The following is a 17,674-nucleotide window of genomic DNA, read 5'->3' as shown; positions in this document are numbered from 1 at the left end:
GCTCTCATGTCCCGATCGACCCGGCGGCGTGCCCGGGTGACGCTCTCGATCGCCGTTATGGCGGTAGTCGGCGCAACCGCGTGCACGGCAGAGCAGCCGCCTCCGCCCACCCTGCGGGTGGATCGGGGCACCGTTGCGACCACGGTGTCGGCGTCGGGAACGCTCGTGGCGATCACGCAGCAGAACCTCGGCTTCCCCCAGGGGGGCAAGCTCAAGGACGTGCTCGTCGGCGTCGGCACCAAGGTGGAGGCCGGCCAGGAGCTGGCCCGGCTCGACGACTTCGCCCTCCGGCAGACACTCGAGCAGCGCAAGGCCGGGCTCGCCCAGCAGCAGGCGCAGCTGGACAAGATCCGCAACGGCAACTCCATCGGCGCGGCCCAGGCGACGCTGGACCAGTACAAGAACATCCTCGACGCCACCGAGGACTCGGTGGAGGCCACGAACAACGCGAACTACTCCGCCACGGACCGGGCCCAGAAGCAGCTCGACTTCGACCGCAGGTCGCTCGACCTGGCCGAGGACCGGCTGGAGGACGACAAGAAGGCCTGCGGATCCAGATCCTCGAAGCCCAGCGACAACGGGCACGAGGACAAAGCGACGACCAAGAATGAGGGGCAGTCCACGTCGTCCGGGCTTCTCGGTACGGCCCCGGCGGCGCAGCCGCCCCCGACCACACCACCTCCCAACCCGGCGTGCGAACGCATCACCGCCGACAAGCAGGCGGTCGAGGACGCCAAGCGCGTGGTCCTCTCCTCGCAGACGGCGCTCGACGCAGCCAAGGAGCGCGAGAACGTCGACGAGGCGTCGGGGCGGCTCTCGATCGAGAACGCCAAGCAGAGCATCGTCTCTGCTCAGAACGAGCTCGACGGCGCCGGCAGCGACAAGCCCGCCGACACCTCCGCCCAGGAGGCCGCCGTCCGTGACGCCGAGGCGCAGGTGGCGCTGGCCCAGCGCGACGTCGACAACACCGTGCTGCGGGCTCCCATCGCCGGTGTCGTCTCCGTGATCAACGGGGCGACGGGCGAGTTCGTCGCCGCGGCATCCGGAACCACGGCCATGGCGCCCGGGAGCAGCGCGGCGCTGCCGGAGGTCGCGCCGTCGGGTGGCTCCGGGGGCGGCGGGCCGAGCGCCGCGCCCGGCGCGGGGACGTTCATGGTGCTGAACAACATCGACTCGTTCCAGCTCGTCGTGCCGTTCGAGGAGTCCGACGCGTCGCGCGTCGCGCCCAACCAGCGGGTCGAGGTCACCGTCGACGCCGTGCCGGACCTGCGGGCGGACGCCACCGTGCTCGCGATCGCGCCGTCGGGCAACTCCGCCACCGGGGTCGTCCGGTACTACGCGACGATCGTTCTCACCGAGCACGACGACCGCTTGCACGACGGGCAGACCGCGCTCGCCAACGTCATGGTGCAGGCCGTGGACAACGTGCTGCGGGTGCCGTCCGCCGCCACTCGCACCGACGCCGGCCGTCTGGTCGTCGACGTGCGGGGACCGGACGGCGCGCCGATCCCGACCCCGTTCCAGGCCGGGCTCGCCGGCGACGAGTTCACCGAGGTGGTCTCCGGGCTCACCGAGGGTCAGGAGCTCCTGCTGCCGCAGGGGCCGTCCACCAGCTGATTCCGGAAGTGCTCGCCGACGGGGCCCGTTCGCTGCTCAGGGAGCCGACGGGCCCCGTCTGAGGCGCTCCACTCGGGCACGCCGAGGTGCAGGTGGGCTGACCACGATCACCTCCGTGCCCGGCGAGTCCCCCTCCTCGCCACGGCGGATCGTGACCTCGGCGGCGAGCGCAGCGATCGCGGCCAGCCCGTGGCCGCGGTGCTGCTGCTCGGGGTTCAGCGGCTTCCACCGCCCGTCGTCGGCCACTCGCACCCGCACCCGCCACAGTTCCTCGTGGTCGCCTTCGGCAGCGCGCACGGGGAAGGCCTCCGCCTCGATCGTGATCAGCCCGTCGGAGTTCTCCGGGAGGTAGGCGTGCTCGGCGGAGTTGCTGACGGCCTCGCTCACGACGTACTCGACGTCATCGACCCATTCGGCCGGGAACTGCAACGCCTCCAGCCAGCCCCGGATCCGGGCCCGCGTCTGCCAGGCGGCGGTGACGTGCGCGGCGACCCGGAAGGTGAACGTGGTCTCCGTGATGGGCGCAGCCGCAGCCGCCGAGCTCGCCCGGTGTGCTGGGCTCGGCGACGGGTCCGGACCGGCTAGCGGCCCCCATCCCTCTGGGTCGACGTCGCAGGGGGGCGGCATAGCGGCCAGTGTGCCGCCTGGGTGTGGCCTGCGCCGACCGGGGCTTTCACGTGCTGCCCGTCACTCGGAGACGTCGACCTCCGGCCGGCCACTCAACGCATCCTCGACGTCGTGGAACAACGTGAGGATCCGGTCGAGACCGGACAGCTGGAGGGGCCGGATGACGGGGCGGGTGTGGTCGACGACCACCCGCAGCGGACTCGACGCACTCGCTTCCCGGTGCGCCTCCACCAGGGTGCGGAGCCCTCGGGAGGCCAGGAACGTCACTCCGGTCAGGTCGATCACGAGCGGATGCGGCCCGGCCTCGGACAGCGCCTCGTCCACCGCTCTGCGGAGCACCGATGCTGTGGCGACGTCCACGTCGCCCTCGACCGTGAGGATCACGGCCCGCCCGCGAGTGGCTCGGCGGACCGAAATCAACTCCTCGGGCGGTGGCATTCCGTCCTGTCCGCTGTTCACCAGTCCAGACCGTACCGGGGACGGGTGGCGCGGTTCACCGCGGCGCGGACGACCCGTGGCCGTCAGGTGGCCGCGGCACCGTCCGGTGGAATGTTGTGGTCGAACCGTCCCGCCGGCCACGGGGCCAACCGATCCATCGGCCCAGAAACTCTACCGGTGACCATGGCCGACAGTTCGTGATACGGCTGATCAGGCGGCCGTCAGCGAGGTGAGAAGCGCGCTCAGCGCGGCGGCCGCGAAGGACTCCATGTTCGCCTCACGGTCGTCGCTTCCGGTCAGGAGGTGCTCGGCGCGCAGGTATCCGTCGGGCCCCGCGACCGCCACCCATGTGTGCCCCGCCGGATCCCCGTACCGATTGCCCGACGGTCCCGCCGCGCCTGCCTCACTCACGGACCAGTCCGTACCGAGCTTCGCGGCCACCGACGCCGCGAGGTAACGCGCGTACGGCTCGCACGCGCCTCGATCGCCCGGCTCCATGTCGGTTGCGCCCGAGAACAGCGCCGCGACGCCGTCCCTGGTGTAGGTCACCGTGCCGCCGCGGTAGTAGGCCGAGGCGCCGGGCACGGAGAGCAGCGCGGCCGAGATCAGCCCCCCGCTGGAGGTCTCGGCGACCGCGACGGTCTGTCGGCGCGACGTGAGCTGCTCCGCGATCTGACCGGCGAGCGTGGTGAGCGATGTGGACGGCATTCGGCCAACCTACGACGGTCGCAAATGTGGCGACGCCCCCGCAGTGGTGCACGACACGGGACGTCCGGCAGAATCCGCAGGTAAGAATGTAGTGCAGGGTGGGTGAGATCCGAACTTACGGGACGAACGCCTCACTGCCTTGTAAAACCCAATCGGACAATAGAACCCATGGTCCATGTCCATAATGCCGTTGTCGCCCGTCTTTTCTGACAGACCGTCCCTTTCGACCCCCGAACAGGACTCGATGCGCGCGTCCCCCCAGCACGGCTTAGGCCGGGTCGTCACCTCGATCGTCCTCACCGTCCTGGCAACGTGCCTAGCGGGCTGCGCGACGCCGGACGCCGGGGTACAGGAGGAGTGGAGGGCAAGGCAGTGGAGGGTCACCTCGTGGACACCGGTTCACGACGTGGAGAGCGGCGTCACGGCGTCACTGCTCGGCCCGGTGCCGTCCGACGCCGGCCTCCCGATGTTCGCCTACCGCTCGACGGAGGGTCCGGTCGAGGTCGAGACCCGCATCACCATCGTCCGCAGGCCCGACGACATGCTGGGGAAGCCGGTCACGCACGCAGACCTGCAGCGCTCCGCGGAGCTCTCCGCCGAGATCTACGACGGCCTCCTCATCAGCTCCCAAGAGCTCACCATGAACGACTACCCGGCCACCGACGTGCGTATCCGGTACACCGACAACAGCCTCAAGCGGAAGCTGGCGCTGCAGCGCCAGGTGTTCCTGCCCGAGCACCTGGTGATCCTCGAGAGCACCGGGGCCGCCGACGAAGAACGGGTCGTGGGACAGGTGCAGCAGCTGGCCGTCGAGAAGCTGTTGCTCCCGTAACCCGCCGCGCCGCCGGAACGCTCCCCGAGCTCGTCAGCACGGGGAGCGTTCTGCATTCACGACCGACCCGGACCTCGGAGCGATCAGTTCCCGGTGAGCAGGCCGACCACCATGCTGATGATCGCGGTGTTGTAGACGAACGCGAGCAGTCCGTGGCAGAGCACGATTCCGCGCGTGCGGGTGGAGCGAACCTCGACGTCGGACGTGGCGAACGTCGTTCCGACCGCGAATGAGAAGTAGACGAACTCGAGGAGCGTCGGGGCCGGCGTCTCGGGGAATGAGAACGGAGGCTCGCCGGCATTCAGGTAGAGCCGGGCGTAACGCTCCGCATAGCCCAGGTGCAGGATCGCCCAGGCGAGCAGCACCATGACCACCCCGAAGAACTGGACGACGGTCTGGACGTCATCGCTGCCTTCGACCGTCGCGATATCCAGGCCGGCGCTGAACAGGGTGACTGCCGTGGCCAGTGTGATCAGATAGCTCGTCCGGCGGCCCGCCAGCCGCTGCGGCCAGCGCTGGTCTCCACGTCGCGCTCGACGCACCCGCGACACCCGGATCCCGATGTAGCACAGGGCGAAGAGAGTCCACACCATGCTCGTGAGCACGTAGGCGGAGTAGTCCACCGCGGGGTCCTCGGGGTTGAGGATGGTCCCCAGGCTGGCCAGGAGCAGCAGGACGTCGACCGCACGCGTCACCCATCGGCCCGGTGAGACCTGTTGGGAGCGGGAGTCCGACGGATGTTCGGCAGCGTCCGGTTCGGCGGTGGCCACAGGCGTGATCTGCTCGTTCACTTATTGTTTCCTTGTTCATCGCGGATCGAATGGACGACGAGGTGCTGCAGTCTGCCCGCCGTCGTCAGCCGCGCTGATCTTGGCCCCGCTTTCGACGAGACACCTGCCGAATTGTTGCCGGCCGGTTACGTTCGGTCGTTTCCGCGAGCTAGTAGTTCAGTGCGACATCGGGCACCGCGGGGGTCGACCCGTCGACGCATGCAGCGGCGAGTACGTCTCCCAACAGGGGTGCGAACTTGAACAGGTTCTCGCCGTACACCGCCAGGATCGGCCCGTTCCGGCGGAACTCGAATCCGTCGCCCAGATCGGGAGTGGTCACGCAGTACAGGCTGTCGACGATGCGCGGCTCGACGGCGAGGTGCCGGCGCGCGTACGCGAGCACGGCGTCACGCGAGGCGGTGGTGGCCGCCTCGCGACCTACCTCCCACGCCGTCAGTGCGGGATCGAGGTGCCCTCCCACAGCCCAGCTTCCGGGTCCGGTCTGATGTTGGTAGGTGCCCAGGTCGGTGGAGGGAGTGTCGATCCAGCACTGCCACGCCACCGGTGAGTCGAACGGGAACGTGAATCGCACGTGGTGCGCCAGCGCGGGCGGGGTGTAGATGCCGACCTGCGCGGCGAGCGGCGACGTGCCGGCTCCCGCCGCCAGCAGGACCGCGTCGAATCGGGCCTCCCCGGCCGAACTCCACACGGTGGCGCCGCCACGGGAGTCCTCGAGCGCGTACGCCTGCGCCCGGAGGACGGCTCCCCTGGTCAGCTCCGTCAGATGGGCCCGCACCGCGTCGACGTCGATCACGCCGCCGACAGGGTCGAGCAACGCCTCGGACGGCGGTGTGCGCGCAGGGAGCCGTAGTCCGTCCGACGCTCCGTCGACCACCTCGTGCGCCGCACCGGCGGCAGCCATCGCCGCCGCCCACACCGGCATCTGCTCACCGCTGATCACACAGCCGCTCCGGCCGATCAACGAGGTGCGGCTCGCGCTCTCCCACCGGCCGAATCCGGCCCGGGCGACCGCGGCGAGCCGCACCAGATCCGGCAGGGCATGAGCCAGCCGGAAGATGCGCGACGACCCGGCGGACCGCTGCGCCATCGGCTCGCCCGCCTGCTCGTAACACACCACGTCCACACCGCGCTGCAGCAACGCGGCCGTGGTGGACAGCCCGACCACTCCGCCGCCGACGACCGCGACCCTCACCGAACTCAGCGTACGGCGCGCATCTCCCGTGATCGAGTCACGACGCCACCGTGGCGTCCCCTGGCGCCGGCGCGCCCTGGGACTGCACCACCACAGGCAGTTTGAGGACCTCGGTCAGCACGCGTATTTCCCGCTTCACCGGTTGCCGGGCGATGAACAGCAGGTCGAGCGGATACCAGAGGCCGACCCATGCCACCACCAGGAAGACACCGTTTCCGAGCAGTTCCGCCCAGAACTCGTCCTCCCCGGGACGGGTGAAGCCGAAGGAAAGCACCACGCCCACGAAGAACAACAGCGAGCCGCTGACGAGCGCCCGCATTCCGCTTCGCCAGATCACCGCGCCCTGCCGTTTCGCCCGCTCGATCCGCAGCCGGCAGTAGCGGCGCAGAGATCCTTCGAGGCACGCGGCCAGCTCGGGGGAGCATTCGCCCGCCATCTCGAGCACGATGCGGCGAGTGCGGACCTTCTTCTTCATGGCCAGGAACAGGTCCACCAGCTCCTCCACCCCGCTCTCCAGCCGGCGCGAACCGACGAGCAGCGAGCGGGGGTCGGCCGCGAAAAGCTCCTCGGGAGTGTCCAATCGGATCACCACGTCGCCGCGGGGCTCGCGTTCGTCAGGCCGCTTGGGCACGGGGTTCACCTTCCTCATGCAGAAGAACGAATTCGACGGTGCAGCCGACCCTGCCACACGACGATTCCTGCGGCTTGTAGCCCAATGGGCGACAAGCACGGACCGGCGGACGCGAGAAGCGCGCAGAGCCCGATGCACGCGCGCTCGCAGAGGTAGCGTCCGGCAAGTGGATGGCCTGGTAGCGCCCCTCATGACCCTGGGCATCTTCGGCGTCGTCCTGGCCGGCCTGGCGTGGATCGCATCTCGTGTTCGCCGCCGCGGCGGTGGCGGGTCGCTCATGGGTCCGTTCGACGAGATCTGGCATCCCGCCGCCCACCGGGCTCGAATCGAGACCGAGGTACAAGAGGAGCGCCCGGCGCCGATCCCATTGCCCGGCGACCGGCTGATATGAATCGCGGCAGGCCCGCGGGTCCATCGCAGTGGGCGCGCTGCTCGACCTCACGGGTGGGTCGTTCGTGGCCCCGCTACATGTGACGAGGAGGCGGGATGGCACTGGAGAGCGATGACCGACCGTCGGACTCGCTCTACATCGCGCGGGTGTGGCGCGGCCGCAGCTCCGGCGTCGAGCGGATGACATCGGTGGCGACGTCGAACTGGGAGCTCGTCGTCTGGCAGCAGCACGGCCGCGTCCACGTCGGTGTCCGTGGCCCGGAGACCGCGGCGAGCGTGGCCGACGTGCCCGACGAGTCCGAGTCGTTCGGGATCACCTTCTCGCACGGGACGTCGATGCCGCACCTACCGGCGGCACGACTCGTCGACGCGCACCTGGACAGCCCGCACGTCACCGCAACGGCCTTCGTGTGCCGGGGCGAGGAATGGACACTCCCCGACTTCGAGAACGCGGAACAGTTCGTCACCCGGCTCGTGCGGGAGGGCGTGCTCGTGCGCGATCCGCTCGTCGATGACGTGGTCGCGGGCGAGCAACCGAGGATCGGCGCACGCACGGTGCAGCGGCGCGTCGCTGCGGCGACCGGCCTCACGCAGGGTGCGATCCGCCAGATCGAGCGCGCCCGGCAGGCGGCGATCCTCCTCGCCGAAGGTGCCGCACCTCTCGACGTCGTGCACCGGCTCGGCTATTACGACCAGCCGCACCTGTCCAGGTCGCTCACGCGTTTCATCGGCCGCACCGCCACGCAGCTCCAGCGGCGCGACGCCGCGGAGCCCCTGTCGCTCCTGTACAAGACCGAGGGCTGATCCCGCTCATACCGTGTGCGCCAACGCACTCGGTCACACGGACAAGGGAATCGCCACCACCATGGGCAAGATCGTTTCGAACTTCTTCATCGCTCTCGACGGGGTCGTCGAGGCTCCCGACCAGTGGCACTCCCCGTACTTCAACGACGAGATGGGTGCCGTCGTCGGCGCCGGGATGGAAACGAACAAGGCGTTCCTCATGGGACGCAAGCTCTACGACGAGTGGGCGGCGTACTGGCCGGAGAGCACCGACGAGCCGTTCGCCACCTACTTCAACACGATGCCGAAGTACGTGATCTCGAGCTCGCTCGAGAAGCCGACCTGGAACAACACCACGGCACTCCCCGGCGACGTCGACGAGGTCCGTCGGCTCAAGGAGACCATCGACGGCGACATCTGCATCACGGGCAGCGCCACCACGGTTCGGTGGCTACTCGCGAACGAGCTGCTCGACGAGCTCCGCCTCCTCGTGCACCCGATCGCGGTCGGTCGCGGTCAGCGGCTGTTCGACGACACGACCACGCACAAGCTCCAGCTCGTCGACAGTGCTGTGCTGTCGACCGGCGTGCTCAACCTGGCGTACGCGCCCGCCGACTAGGTCGAGAGCCGGAGCTTCATTCCCTCGTGCGAGGCCACGAACCCCAGACGCTCGTAGAAACGGTGGGCATCGGTGCGGCGCTTGTCGGTGGTGAGCTGGACGAGCGCACAGCCCCGGCGCTTCGCCTCGTCGATCGCCCACTCCATCATCTTCGTTCCGATGTTCCTGCCGCGGGCCTCCTCGTGCACCCTGACGGCCTCGATCTGGGCCCGCCACGCACCGCGGCGGGCCAGTCCCGGGATGAAGCTGAGCTGCATCGTGCCGATCAGGCGCAGATCGTCGACGGCCACGACGAGCAGGTGGGCCGGGTCGGCGGAGATGGCGTCGAAGGCGGCTCGGTACGGCTGAAGCGCCGCGGGCGAGCGCTCGGCAGTCTCGCGGTGGACGCCGAGCTGGTCGGCGGCGAGCAGCGCCACCAGGTCCGGTAGGTCGTCGGCGGCCGCGAGCCTGAGCGTGACGGCCCCGCCGGGAACGTCGAGCAGTGCGAGTCCTTGCATGCTGACGACTCTGCCCGGAGATCGGCGCCAACGGTGCTCGCGACAAGGATCGCGGTGGCGATCCGTCTGGGACGATCGCCTCATGGAGCACCTTCCGTACATCGACGAGCACGCCGTCCCCACCGGCGCGTCCCGCGACGCGGTGTGGTCGGCGCTGGTGCACGTGCTTCACCACAAGATGACCGGCGCCACCCACTTCGCGCGCCTGCTCGGCGCCGACCCGGCACGCGGCACGCCGACGTTCGAGGGCCGGCCCGGCGAGACGGTTCCGGGCTTCCGCGTCATCGACGCCGAGCCGGGCCGTCGCCTCACACTGCAGGGACGCCACCACTTCTCGCGCTACCGGCTGACGTTTCTCCTCGACGACGACCGCCTGCGTGCCCAGAGCCACGGGGCCTTCCCCGGCCCGCACGGCGCGCTCTACCGCGCCGCCGTGATCTCCTCGGGCGGCCACCGGATCATCACGCGCGGCATGCTGCAACAGATCGGCAAGCGCGCCCGGCACGCGCAACGCGAGAAGCCGTGAGGCGCGATCAGGAGGGGACCCCTTCGCCCAGGTAGGCCGCCTGCACCCGGGGGTCGGCGAGGAGTTCGGCGCCGGTGCCCGACAGCGTGGTGCGGCCGAGGTCGATCACGTAGGCGTGCTCTGCCAAGGCCAACGCCGCCAGGGCGTTCTGCTCGACCAGCAACACCGTGGTGCCCTCGGCCTGCAGCTCCTGCACCGTCTCGAAGATCCTCTCCGTCATGATCGGTGAGAGGCCCATCGAGGGCTCGTCGAGCATCAACAGCTTCGGGCGCGACATCAACGCCCGCCCGATCGCCAGCATCTGCTGCTCCCCACCGGAGAACAAACCCGCCTTGTACGCCCGCCGCTCGCCCAGCACCGGGAACAGGGAGTACACCCACGCCAGATCGTGCTGCGTCCCGGCCTCATCGTGGCGGGTGTAGGCCCCGAGCAGCAGGTTCTCCTCCACGGTCATCCGCGCGAACACCCGCCGGCCCTCAGGGCTGTGCGCCACCCCGCGTGCCAGGATCTCGTGCGCCGGCAAGCCATGGATCGGCTCCCCGTTCAGGAGGATCTCCCCCCACCGCGGGCGCAGCAGCCCGGAGATCGTCCGCAGGATGGTGGTCTTGCCTGCTCCGTTGCTGCCGATCAGCGACACGATCTGGCCGCGCTCCAGGGAGAAGGACACCCCCCGCACCGCCTGGATCGCCCCGTAGGCCACGGTGAGGTCGCGGAACCCGAGAAATCTCATTGGTGTTCCCCGCGGTGAAGCTGGGCCTCGACCTCTTCCGGTGGCGCCCCCAGATACGCCTCCACCACCCGCGGATCCCCTCGCACCTCATCCGGGGAGCCCTCCACCAACACCTCGCCCTGGACGAGCACCAGCACCCGGTCGCACAGGGTGAAGATGAACTTGGTGTCGTGCTCGATCACCACCACCGAGATTCCCAGCTGCCGGATCGCGAAGATCAACTGCCGGGTCGCCTCGGTCTCCTGCGCGTTCATCCCCGCCGTCGGTTCGTCCAGCAACAACACGGACGGATCGGTGGCCAGCGCCCGGGCGATCTCCAGCCGACGCTGATCGCCGTACGGGAGGTTGCGGGCGAGCTCGTCGGCGAACCGCGTGAGCCCGACGAACGAGAGCAACGCCTCCGTGCGCTCTGCCGCCTCGGCCTCGCTCCGGCGGAACCCCGGACCGTGCAGCAGCGACGACAACGGACTCTGCCGCATCCGCACGTGCCGCCCCACCAGCACGTTCTCCTGTGCGGTCATGCTCGGGAACAGCCGGATGTTCTGAAACGTCCGCGCCACACCGTGCTCGGTGACCCGCGCCGGGTCCTGAGGCAATGCCTTCCCGCGCAACGACACCGCGCCCGACGTCGGCGCGTACAAGCCGGTCAAACAGTTGAACAGGGTGGTCTTGCCGGCGCCGTTGGGCCCGATCAGGCCGATGATCTCACCTTCGGCCAGCCCGAACGACACATCGTTGAGTGCTCGCAACCCGCCGAACTGCATCGTCACCCCGGCCGCACGCAGCATCGTCTGCTCGGCGCCCGTCTGCTGCGGACGCGTCCACTCCGGCGTCGACCTGGTCATGCCGTTCTCGCCTTCACAATTTCCGCGCTACCCGATTATCGCTCGCAGTCAGGTCGATGGACATTCGTTCATGACACGCCGCCCGCAGCCTTCTCACACATCACCGGCTCACCGACGTTCCACCGTCCGGATCATGTGACGGTCGCTGGGCCCGGTAGCGCTCTGCCGCCGAGTCGCCCCGGAGCTGTCGGAGGTGGGCACCGGCATCGTCGCGGGTTCGCTCACGGGTGCGAGCTCCGCGCGGCGGTGGCGGTCCGGCACCAGACCCTGAGGCCGGAACCGCATGATCAGGATGAGGGCGATGCCGAACAGCAGCAGCCGGTAGTCGGAGAACTCTCGTAGCTTCTCCGGCAACACGAAAAGGATCGACGCCCCGAGTACCGCACCCGGGATCGTGCCCATCCCGCCCAGGATCACCGCAGCCAGCAACGTCACCGACTCCAGGAACTGAAAGCTGTCGTAGGAGACGTTGGCGGTCTTGTGCGCGAAGAACGCACCCGCGAACCCGGCCAGTGTCGCTCCGATCATGAAAGCCAAGATCTTGATCGGCCCCGTCCGGATGCCCATCGCCCGGGCAGCGTCCTCGTCCTCCCGGATCGCGATCCAGGCCCGGCCCAGCCGCGAGTTCTTCAGGTTCGCGAACACCAGCATGACCGCGGCCACGATGAACACGATCAGCACGTAGTACAGAACGCCGGGCGGCAGCTGCAACCCACCGACGTGCACCGAGTCGTTGAAGTTGGTGCCGAGAAACGACACCGGTGGGATCCCCGGGATCGCGTTCGCGCCACCGGTCAAGCCACCGATGTTGTTCTGCGCGCTGCGTACGAAGATCTCGCCGAACGCCAGCGTCACGATCGCCAGGTAGTCCCCGCGCACGCGCAGGGTGGGCGAGCCGACGATCGCCCCGAAGATGCCGGCGACCACGCCCGCGATCACCATCACCAGCGGGAACGGCAACTGGATCCCGATCCGGGACGCCTCGGCCCCTGAGAAGTTCGCGGCCACGAACGCGCCGATCCCCAAGAACGCCACGTAGCCCATGTCCAGCAGCCCGGCCAGCCCGACGACGATGTTCAGCCCGATCGCCGTGGCCGCATACACCCCGATGTTGGCAGCCACCGTCATCCAGTACTCGGTGCCCGCACCGGTCAACGGCAGCAGCAACGCGGCGACCAGCAGCACGATCACGCTGAACACCCGGCGCCGCTCGGACACCGCGCCGATCCACGTGACCACGCCCGAGGAGTGCAACGCCCCCAGCAGTCCACCGACCGCACCCAGGAACGACAGGAACACCGCCCCGGCGTAGACGTTGGCGGCTCCGCCCTGCCCGCCACTGGTCAACACCGCCGACACGAGCAACAGCAGAAGTCCGAAGGTGACCAGCAGGATCAGCCATTCCACATACCGGTTGAACCGCCATCTCCAGACGGGTACGGGTGAGAGCCCACCTGCAGTGGCGCCCAGGATGAGCACCACCCCGCCGATCAGCGCCACGACCGTGCCGAACGCGACCCCGCTTCCGGCGGTGATCGCGCCGAGGCCACCACCGTCCACAGTGATATAGAGGCCGTTCACTACGGCGACCGCGACCACACCCCACCCGATCGCCCGCAGAATCCGCTCCCGACCAGGCACCCCGACCAGTGCGATCACGATCGCGGCCAGCCCGAACACGGCCAGATGCAGCCGGAACCCGGTGACCGTGAACGGGGCGGAGAACAACGCCAACGTCGACTTCTCCGGATACGGCCCCTCGTTCAGCACGAACGTGGCCCACGGCAGCAGTGCACCCACCAGCGTGAACACGCCACCGGCGATCCGCAACACGGTCACGAACCGAGCCAGCTGCGCCAGCCGGGATCTCAGCACCGCCCGGACGACCGCAGAGTTCGAAGGCTTGTCGAGCGTGCTCACCCGCGGGGCCGCCCAGCCGTACATTTCTCCAGAGTGGTCATGCCCGTACGCGCTCCGTCTCGCCGAAGAAGCCCTGTGGCCGGAACACCAGGACCGCGATCAGCACAACGAAGATCCACACGTAGTCGTATGCCGACCCGCCGGGCAGGTACTGCCCTGCCAAGGCCCTGATCAGCCCGATCGACAGACCTCCGACCACCGCACCGCGAACACTCCCGATCCCTCCCAGCACCGCCGCCGTGAACGCGAAGATCCCGTTCTGGAAGCCCATGTCGATGTTGACGGTGTTCAGGTAGACGCCGTAGAGCACGCCGCCGATCCCGGCCAGCGCCGCGCCGAGCACGAACGTCAGCACGATGATGCGGTCCGGGTCGATGCCCATCAACCGGGCCACGTCACGGTCCTGGGCCGTCGCCCGCATCGCGCGCCCCATCCGCGACCGGTCGATGAACAGCTGCAACGCCACCGCCAAGGCCAACGACACGACGACCAGCAGCACTCCCGAGTACTTGATCGGCACCCCGTCGCCGAGGGGGATGATCCACGTCCCCTCCACGAAGGCGCCGGGAAACGGGAGCGCCGCAGTGGCGCCCGGATAGAACACCCGCACCGCCTCCTGCAGGGCCACCGACACTCCCAAGGCGGTGATCAACGGCGCCAACCGCTGGGCGTTCCGCAACGGCCGGTACGCCAGGCGCTCCATCGCCACCCCGACCACTACGGATACCGCGGCCCCCGCGATCATCAACAACGGCAATGTCAGATACCAGCGCTGCTGTATGAACGTCGGCAACAGATATGTGAACGTGGCCAACCCGCCGTACGCGCCGACCATGAAGATCTCACCGTGGGCGAAGTTGATCAACTGGATGATCCCGTAGACCATCGTGTAACCCAGCGCGATCAGCCCGATCAACGAACCGATCATCAGCCCGTTGATGATCTGGGACAACAACGTGGACAGCAAGCGGGCGGTCCCTCCACATACGCCGGGGGCGGAGGTCCCGCCCCCGGCATGTCGTCATCGCATGTGCCGACCCGAACCCTCAGGGGTCAGTGCGAAGCCTGCGGATCGAAGGTGCCGGTCTCGACAGGCACGAAGGCATCGCCCTTGACGGTGTACACCGTGAGAATCTTGTTGGTGGTATCGCCGAACTGGTCGAACGACACATGGCCACTGACGCCGTCGACGTTCGTCTGCTGGACAGCATTGATCATGTCCTGGCGGCGGGAACTGCTGAAGTCCCCAGTGCTGACCACCTTCTTCAGCGCATCGATGATCACGTTCGCGCTGTCGAAGGACAGAGCCCCGTAGGGGCTGTACGGCTCGCTGTAGCCGGCGGCCGTGTAGTCGTCGATGAACTTCTTGGAATCGGGCAGCGACTCCACGGGAGCTCCGATGCCGGTGGCCAGGTCGCCTTGCCTGCCGCCGAGTGCGACGTACTGCTTGTCGGCAATGCCGTCGCCGCCCATCACCGTAACGGGCATACCGGCGTCGGCAAGCTGCTTCGACAGCGGTCCGGCCACGGGATACTCGCCCCCGTAGTACACCGCGTCCGGGTTCATGGGACGAATCTTGGCAATGACACTGGAGAAGTCGGTGTCGTGCTCCCCCACCCGCTCCCGAGTCACGATGTCAGCGCCGAGCTGCTGCGCCTCCTGCGCAAAGGAGTTCGCAATACCGACACCGTAGGTCTTACCGTCATCGATGACCGCGATCCGCTTCTTACCGGCCTTCTGGATCAGATACTGGGCACCGTACGGTCCCTGCAGCAGGTCGGTGGTCGCCACCCGGAAGTACATCGGGAACTGACGCTTGGGCGCAGTGGTGGCGTCCGGCCCCATCGAAAGAACCGGGTCGGTGTTTCCGGGCGACACCTCGACGATGTTCTGCTGCGCGAGAATCGGAGCGACCGACTGTGCCGTCGAAGAGTTGTAGGTGCCGATCACGCCCGCAATGTTCGGATCGGACGCCAGTCCGGTGGCCGCCTGCGCAGCGATCTGCGGAGTCGCCTGGTCATCCTCTGGCTGCAGTACCAGCCGATACCCCGGCACCGCACACGTCTGGTTCGCCTGCCGTACCGCTAGGTCGGCCGAGTTCCTGATGCCCAACCCGTAGGCTGACAGGCCGCCCGACAAGGGCGCGATCACGCCGATGACCAGCGACCCCTTACTGGTGTCGCACGATGACCCAGTGGCGCTCTCACTCGATTGGTTGGTGCTACAAGCCGGAAGCAGCATCACTCCGGCCACGGCGAGGCCTGCCCAAGCGACTGCACGATTTCGACTCACTCCCACTCCCTCTCCTGTCGACGCATTACGTGTCACGCATCCGGTCATGGTCCATCCGCGCACACATTGCACCCGAACCAACCGTGCTATTGATAGACCCTGTTTCAAGAACGACCGGCTCCGTCGCCTCTGAGGAGCGTTCGCGCAATCGCGCACTCTGGCCCGTTGCACTGGAGAGCGACACAACCCGCGCTCGCCGCGCGAGCCGGACAGGGCAACCCAAGACCTGCAAATCCCCACCAATGCCGCAACGGGGGAGCCTGCGGCACGACAATATTGCAACGACCGACCCTCCGGCCGATTGACCGGACACGACCACGCCCACGCCGACAGCTGGGGGCCGCAGTCGTCAGCATATGAACATTATACTTTTCGAAACTCCTAATGGACATGTCTTCATCGATGATATTACTGGCACTAAGCGAAACGCTTAGAAAATGTGGCGATCGAGCGTGTCGTCGGAAATGTTCGGGCGCGATAGGCCGCGGCTATCGGATATGTACCACTCGGGGTGCGAGCGCCCGTTGGCCGGATCGCATGGATCGACCGCGATCTCGACGCGCCCACCCGCTTGGAGACGCTTGCACGGTCGCACACTCTTGCACGGAGATCAGCGTCCAAGAGACTGATCTGAGCAGACTTGCGGTCTTCATGGCGACCGATCCCGTCGTGACGAGGTGAACCTCGCGTGTTTACACGTCACGGGTCGATGTTCGCGGCGCCGAGTACGCGCTTGATCGTCGTCATGGGATCACCGAGGTCGGCACGCAGGCGACCGATCAAAGGAGGTGAGAGTGAACCGCAATGCCGATCTCGCGACATTCCTGCGGAGCAGCCGCGCCCGACTCGACCCCACCGATGCTCGGGCTGCGAGCGACCGCGCCGGCCTGCGCCGGGCGGAACTCGCCACACCGGCTCGTGAAGATCGAAATTGAATGCATGCCGATCGCTGTAGCGCACCGACGAGCAAATCCATGACCTCGGCAACGCAGAGATCTCGCGATGAACGGCCTGACAGGACGATCACCCCCTAGGCTGCGCCCGTGGCGTCGATCTCCGCATACGGGCCGATGGGAGCGGGGCACGTCAACCCGACGCTGGGGATCGTCGCCGAACTCGTCCGCCGCGGCCATGAGGTCACGTACTGGGCGCCGGCGCAGTTCGCCGACCGGATCGCCGAGACGGGCGCCCGTTTCGTGCCGATCACCTCCACCTGGGAAGCCATGGGCCGTGACGCGCTCCCGCAGATGCACGGCAAGGAGTTGATTCGCGCGATCGACCTGCTCCTCGGCGAGACCAAGGCGCTCGTACCGATACTCGCCGAGGCCGAGCCGCCCGATCTGGTCCTCCACGACGGCACCCTCGCCTGGTGGGGACGCATCCTCGCGCGCAGGTGGGGAGTGCCGTCCGTCGAGACGTGGCCAAACCTGGTGAGCAACGGGCACTGGTCGATGAACACCTACGCCCGGATCAACCCGCTGAGCCCGCGGTTCCTGCGGACGCTGCTGCGCACCGGCCGTTACCTGCGACAGCAGGGCATCACCGATATCGAGGGCTTCATGCAGGGAAACACCGCCGCCATGCGGATCGTCACCCTCCCCCGGGCCTTCCAGTACGCAGGCGACACCTTCACCGACGGCTACACGTTCGTCGGTCCGTGTCTCACCGAGCGCGCCTTCCAATCCGATTGGACGCCACAGCGCGCGGACGAACCCGTCCTGCTCGTCTCACTCGGCACCGCTTACAACGATCGCCCCGACTTCTACCGCATGGTGGCCGCTTCGGCGGCCGGCCGCCGCTGGCACGTGGTGATGGCAGTCGGTGATCTGCTCGACTCCGCTTCGCTCGGCCCACTCCCCCCGAACGTCGAGGTGCACGCCCAAGTCCCGCAGCTGGCCGTGCTCCGGCACGCCCGCGTGTTCGCCACCCACGCCGGGATGGGCAGCACCATGGAGGGCCTCTACTTCCGCGTCCCCCTCGTGGCCCTGCCCCAGATGGCCGAGCAGCGGGCCAACAGCGACCGGATCGCCGAGCTCGGCCTCGGCCGGGCTCTGGATCCCGACAGCCTCACCGCCGAAACCTTCTGGAACGCGGTGGACGCCGTCGCCGACGACACCGCCATCCGCGAGCGGCTCGCCTGGATGCGGGGAGAGATCGACACCGCAGGCGGAGCCACCGCCGCCGCTGATGCCATCGCACAACTGCTCTCCCGTCCGTGAAGGCCGATCGTCGTGCG

At 68.2% G+C, this 17,674-nt stretch carries 20 protein-coding genes; 8 read left to right on the top strand and 12 right to left on the bottom strand.

The features are described from left to right. The first annotated feature begins 6 nt into the window (after positions 1 to 6). Entirely contained in the window at positions 7 to 1,617 is a 1,611-nt protein-coding gene (locus tag MMF94_RS19165; RefSeq protein ID WP_241038363.1) for an efflux RND transporter periplasmic adaptor subunit, read from the top strand. A gap of 36 nt (positions 1,618 to 1,653) precedes the next feature. Here the strand turns inward: MMF94_RS19165 and MMF94_RS19160 are convergent, their stop codons facing one another. From MMF94_RS19160 to MMF94_RS19150, 3 genes are all read right to left on the bottom strand, one after another. Beyond that, positions 1,654 to 2,244, bottom strand: coding sequence for an ATP-binding protein (locus tag MMF94_RS19160; RefSeq protein ID WP_241038362.1), 591 nt, complete (start codon positions 2,242 to 2,244; stop codon positions 1,654 to 1,656). Between the two features lie 60 nt (positions 2,245 to 2,304). Continuing rightward, a complete protein-coding gene (locus MMF94_RS19155) occupies positions 2,305 to 2,703 on the bottom strand; it encodes an STAS domain-containing protein (protein ID WP_241038361.1) in 399 nt (132 codons plus the stop codon). A 189-nt stretch (positions 2,704 to 2,892) separates the two neighbouring features. Further along, positions 2,893 to 3,390, bottom strand: coding sequence for a CinA family protein (locus tag MMF94_RS19150; protein ID WP_241038359.1), 498 nt, complete (start codon positions 3,388 to 3,390; stop codon positions 2,893 to 2,895). Between the two features lie 406 nt (positions 3,391 to 3,796). Between MMF94_RS19150 and MMF94_RS19145 the strand changes: the two genes are divergently transcribed. Next, positions 3,797 to 4,222, top strand: a complete 426-nt coding sequence (locus MMF94_RS19145; RefSeq protein ID WP_241038358.1) for a hypothetical protein — start codon at positions 3,797 to 3,799, stop codon at positions 4,220 to 4,222. Positions 4,223 to 4,305: 83 nt separating this feature from the next. Here the strand turns inward: MMF94_RS19145 and MMF94_RS19140 are convergent, their stop codons facing one another. From MMF94_RS19140 to MMF94_RS19130, 3 genes are all read right to left on the bottom strand, one after another. Beyond that, the gene (locus MMF94_RS19140; protein WP_241038357.1) at positions 4,306 to 5,013 is read right to left on the bottom strand and encodes a DUF1345 domain-containing protein; all 708 of its coding nucleotides are present in this window, start codon (positions 5,011 to 5,013) and stop codon (positions 4,306 to 4,308) included. Positions 5,014 to 5,161: 148 nt separating this feature from the next. Further along, positions 5,162 to 6,205, bottom strand: a complete 1,044-nt coding sequence (locus tag MMF94_RS19135; RefSeq protein WP_241038356.1) for an FAD-dependent oxidoreductase — start codon at positions 6,203 to 6,205, stop codon at positions 5,162 to 5,164. A 37-nt stretch (positions 6,206 to 6,242) separates the two neighbouring features. Next, on the bottom strand, positions 6,243 to 6,836 hold the full coding sequence (locus MMF94_RS19130) for a hypothetical protein (RefSeq protein ID WP_241038355.1): 594 nt from the start codon (positions 6,834 to 6,836) through the stop codon (positions 6,243 to 6,245). Positions 6,837 to 7,002: 166 nt separating this feature from the next. Here MMF94_RS19130 and MMF94_RS19125 point away from each other — a divergent pair, with 166 nt between their 5' ends. The 3 genes from MMF94_RS19125 (at position 7,003) to MMF94_RS19115 (ending at position 8,628) form a co-directional block, all read left to right on the top strand. After that, positions 7,003 to 7,227, top strand: a complete 225-nt coding sequence (locus tag MMF94_RS19125; RefSeq protein WP_241038354.1) for a hypothetical protein — start codon at positions 7,003 to 7,005, stop codon at positions 7,225 to 7,227. A gap of 95 nt (positions 7,228 to 7,322) precedes the next feature. Beyond that, positions 7,323 to 8,030, top strand: coding sequence for a helix-turn-helix domain-containing protein (locus tag MMF94_RS19120; RefSeq protein WP_241038353.1), 708 nt, complete (start codon positions 7,323 to 7,325; stop codon positions 8,028 to 8,030). A gap of 61 nt (positions 8,031 to 8,091) precedes the next feature. Continuing rightward, positions 8,092 to 8,628: a dihydrofolate reductase family protein gene (locus MMF94_RS19115; protein WP_241038352.1), complete on the top strand. Its 537-nt coding sequence runs from the start codon at positions 8,092 to 8,094 to the stop codon at positions 8,626 to 8,628. On the opposite strand, the gene MMF94_RS19110 is transcribed toward MMF94_RS19115, so the two are convergent. Beyond that, a complete protein-coding gene (locus MMF94_RS19110) occupies positions 8,625 to 9,125 on the bottom strand; it encodes a GNAT family N-acetyltransferase (RefSeq protein WP_241038350.1) in 501 nt (166 codons plus the stop codon). The genes MMF94_RS19115 and MMF94_RS19110 overlap by 4 nt on opposite strands. 82 nt (positions 9,126 to 9,207) lie before the next feature. Between MMF94_RS19110 and MMF94_RS19105 the strand changes: the two genes are divergently transcribed. Then, positions 9,208 to 9,651 (top strand): hypothetical protein, encoded by a 444-nt coding sequence (locus MMF94_RS19105; protein WP_241038348.1) that lies wholly within the window; start codon positions 9,208 to 9,210, stop codon positions 9,649 to 9,651. Positions 9,652 to 9,658: 7 nt separating this feature from the next. Here MMF94_RS19105 and MMF94_RS19100 read toward each other — a convergent pair whose 3' ends face one another. The 5 genes from MMF94_RS19100 to MMF94_RS19080 all read right to left on the bottom strand — a co-directional run bounded on the left by MMF94_RS19100 (position 9,659) and on the right by MMF94_RS19080 (position 15,387). Beyond that, the gene (locus MMF94_RS19100) at positions 9,659 to 10,381 is read right to left on the bottom strand and encodes an ABC transporter ATP-binding protein (protein ID WP_241038346.1); all 723 of its coding nucleotides are present in this window, start codon (positions 10,379 to 10,381) and stop codon (positions 9,659 to 9,661) included. Further along, positions 10,378 to 11,226, bottom strand: coding sequence for an ABC transporter ATP-binding protein (locus MMF94_RS19095; RefSeq protein ID WP_241038344.1), 849 nt, complete (start codon positions 11,224 to 11,226; stop codon positions 10,378 to 10,380). The genes MMF94_RS19100 and MMF94_RS19095 overlap by 4 nt, the downstream gene beginning before the upstream one ends. Before the next feature lie 108 nt (positions 11,227 to 11,334). Continuing rightward, a complete protein-coding gene (locus MMF94_RS19090; protein ID WP_241038342.1) occupies positions 11,335 to 13,170 on the bottom strand; it encodes a branched-chain amino acid ABC transporter permease in 1,836 nt (611 codons plus the stop codon). Between the two features lie 13 nt (positions 13,171 to 13,183). Further along, on the bottom strand, positions 13,184 to 14,113 hold the full coding sequence (locus MMF94_RS19085; RefSeq protein WP_241038340.1) for a branched-chain amino acid ABC transporter permease: 930 nt from the start codon (positions 14,111 to 14,113) through the stop codon (positions 13,184 to 13,186). Positions 14,114 to 14,199: 86 nt separating this feature from the next. Continuing rightward, positions 14,200 to 15,387, bottom strand: a complete 1,188-nt coding sequence (locus tag MMF94_RS19080) for a branched-chain amino acid ABC transporter substrate-binding protein (RefSeq protein WP_241038657.1) — start codon at positions 15,385 to 15,387, stop codon at positions 14,200 to 14,202. An 845-nt stretch (positions 15,388 to 16,232) separates the two neighbouring features. Here MMF94_RS19080 and MMF94_RS19075 point away from each other — a divergent pair. Continuing rightward, positions 16,233 to 16,373 carry a hypothetical protein gene (locus tag MMF94_RS19075; RefSeq protein WP_241038338.1) on the top strand — a complete coding sequence of 47 codons (141 nt, stop codon included), beginning with the start codon at positions 16,233 to 16,235 and terminating at the stop codon, positions 16,371 to 16,373. A gap of 108 nt (positions 16,374 to 16,481) precedes the next feature. Then, complete coding sequence (locus tag MMF94_RS19070) at positions 16,482 to 17,657, top strand: macrolide family glycosyltransferase (protein WP_241038337.1); 1,176 nt, start codon at positions 16,482 to 16,484, stop codon at positions 17,655 to 17,657. Positions 17,658 to 17,674: the final 17 nt, after the last annotated feature.

This window comes from Pseudonocardia alaniniphila, assembly GCF_022524485.1.
Lineage (GTDB): Bacteria > Actinomycetota > Actinomycetes > Mycobacteriales > Pseudonocardiaceae > Pseudonocardia > Pseudonocardia alaniniphila.
The sequence above is the reverse complement of the archived record's forward strand: the minus strand, read 5'-3'. Positions and strand labels throughout refer to the sequence as shown.

Excerpts from the sequence above, each read along its gene's own strand:
- MMF94_RS19160 (WP_241038362.1), bottom strand. The coding sequence starts at position 2,244 with ATGCCGCCCCCCTGCGACGTCGACCCAGAGGGATGGGGGCCGCTAGCC.
- MMF94_RS19090 (WP_241038342.1), bottom strand. The coding sequence starts at position 13,170 with ATGTACGGCTGGGCGGCCCCGCGGGTGAGCACGCTCGACAAGCCTTCG.
- MMF94_RS19165 (WP_241038363.1), top strand. The coding sequence starts at position 7 with ATGTCCCGATCGACCCGGCGGCGTGCCCGGGTGACGCTCTCGATCGCC.
- MMF94_RS19150 (WP_241038359.1), bottom strand. The coding sequence starts at position 3,390 with ATGCCGTCCACATCGCTCACCACGCTCGCCGGTCAGATCGCGGAGCAG.
- MMF94_RS19115 (WP_241038352.1), top strand. The coding sequence starts at position 8,092 with ATGGGCAAGATCGTTTCGAACTTCTTCATCGCTCTCGACGGGGTCGTC.
- MMF94_RS19095 (WP_241038344.1), bottom strand. The coding sequence starts at position 11,226 with ATGACCAGGTCGACGCCGGAGTGGACGCGTCCGCAGCAGACGGGCGCC.
- MMF94_RS19100 (WP_241038346.1), bottom strand. The coding sequence starts at position 10,381 with ATGAGATTTCTCGGGTTCCGCGACCTCACCGTGGCCTACGGGGCGATC.
- MMF94_RS19080 (WP_241038657.1), bottom strand. The coding sequence starts at position 15,387 with ATGCTGCTTCCGGCTTGTAGCACCAACCAATCGAGTGAGAGCGCCACT.
- MMF94_RS19105 (WP_241038348.1), top strand. The coding sequence starts at position 9,208 with ATGGAGCACCTTCCGTACATCGACGAGCACGCCGTCCCCACCGGCGCG.
- MMF94_RS19120 (WP_241038353.1), top strand. The coding sequence starts at position 7,323 with ATGGCACTGGAGAGCGATGACCGACCGTCGGACTCGCTCTACATCGCG.
- MMF94_RS19110 (WP_241038350.1), bottom strand. The coding sequence starts at position 9,125 with ATGCAAGGACTCGCACTGCTCGACGTTCCCGGCGGGGCCGTCACGCTC.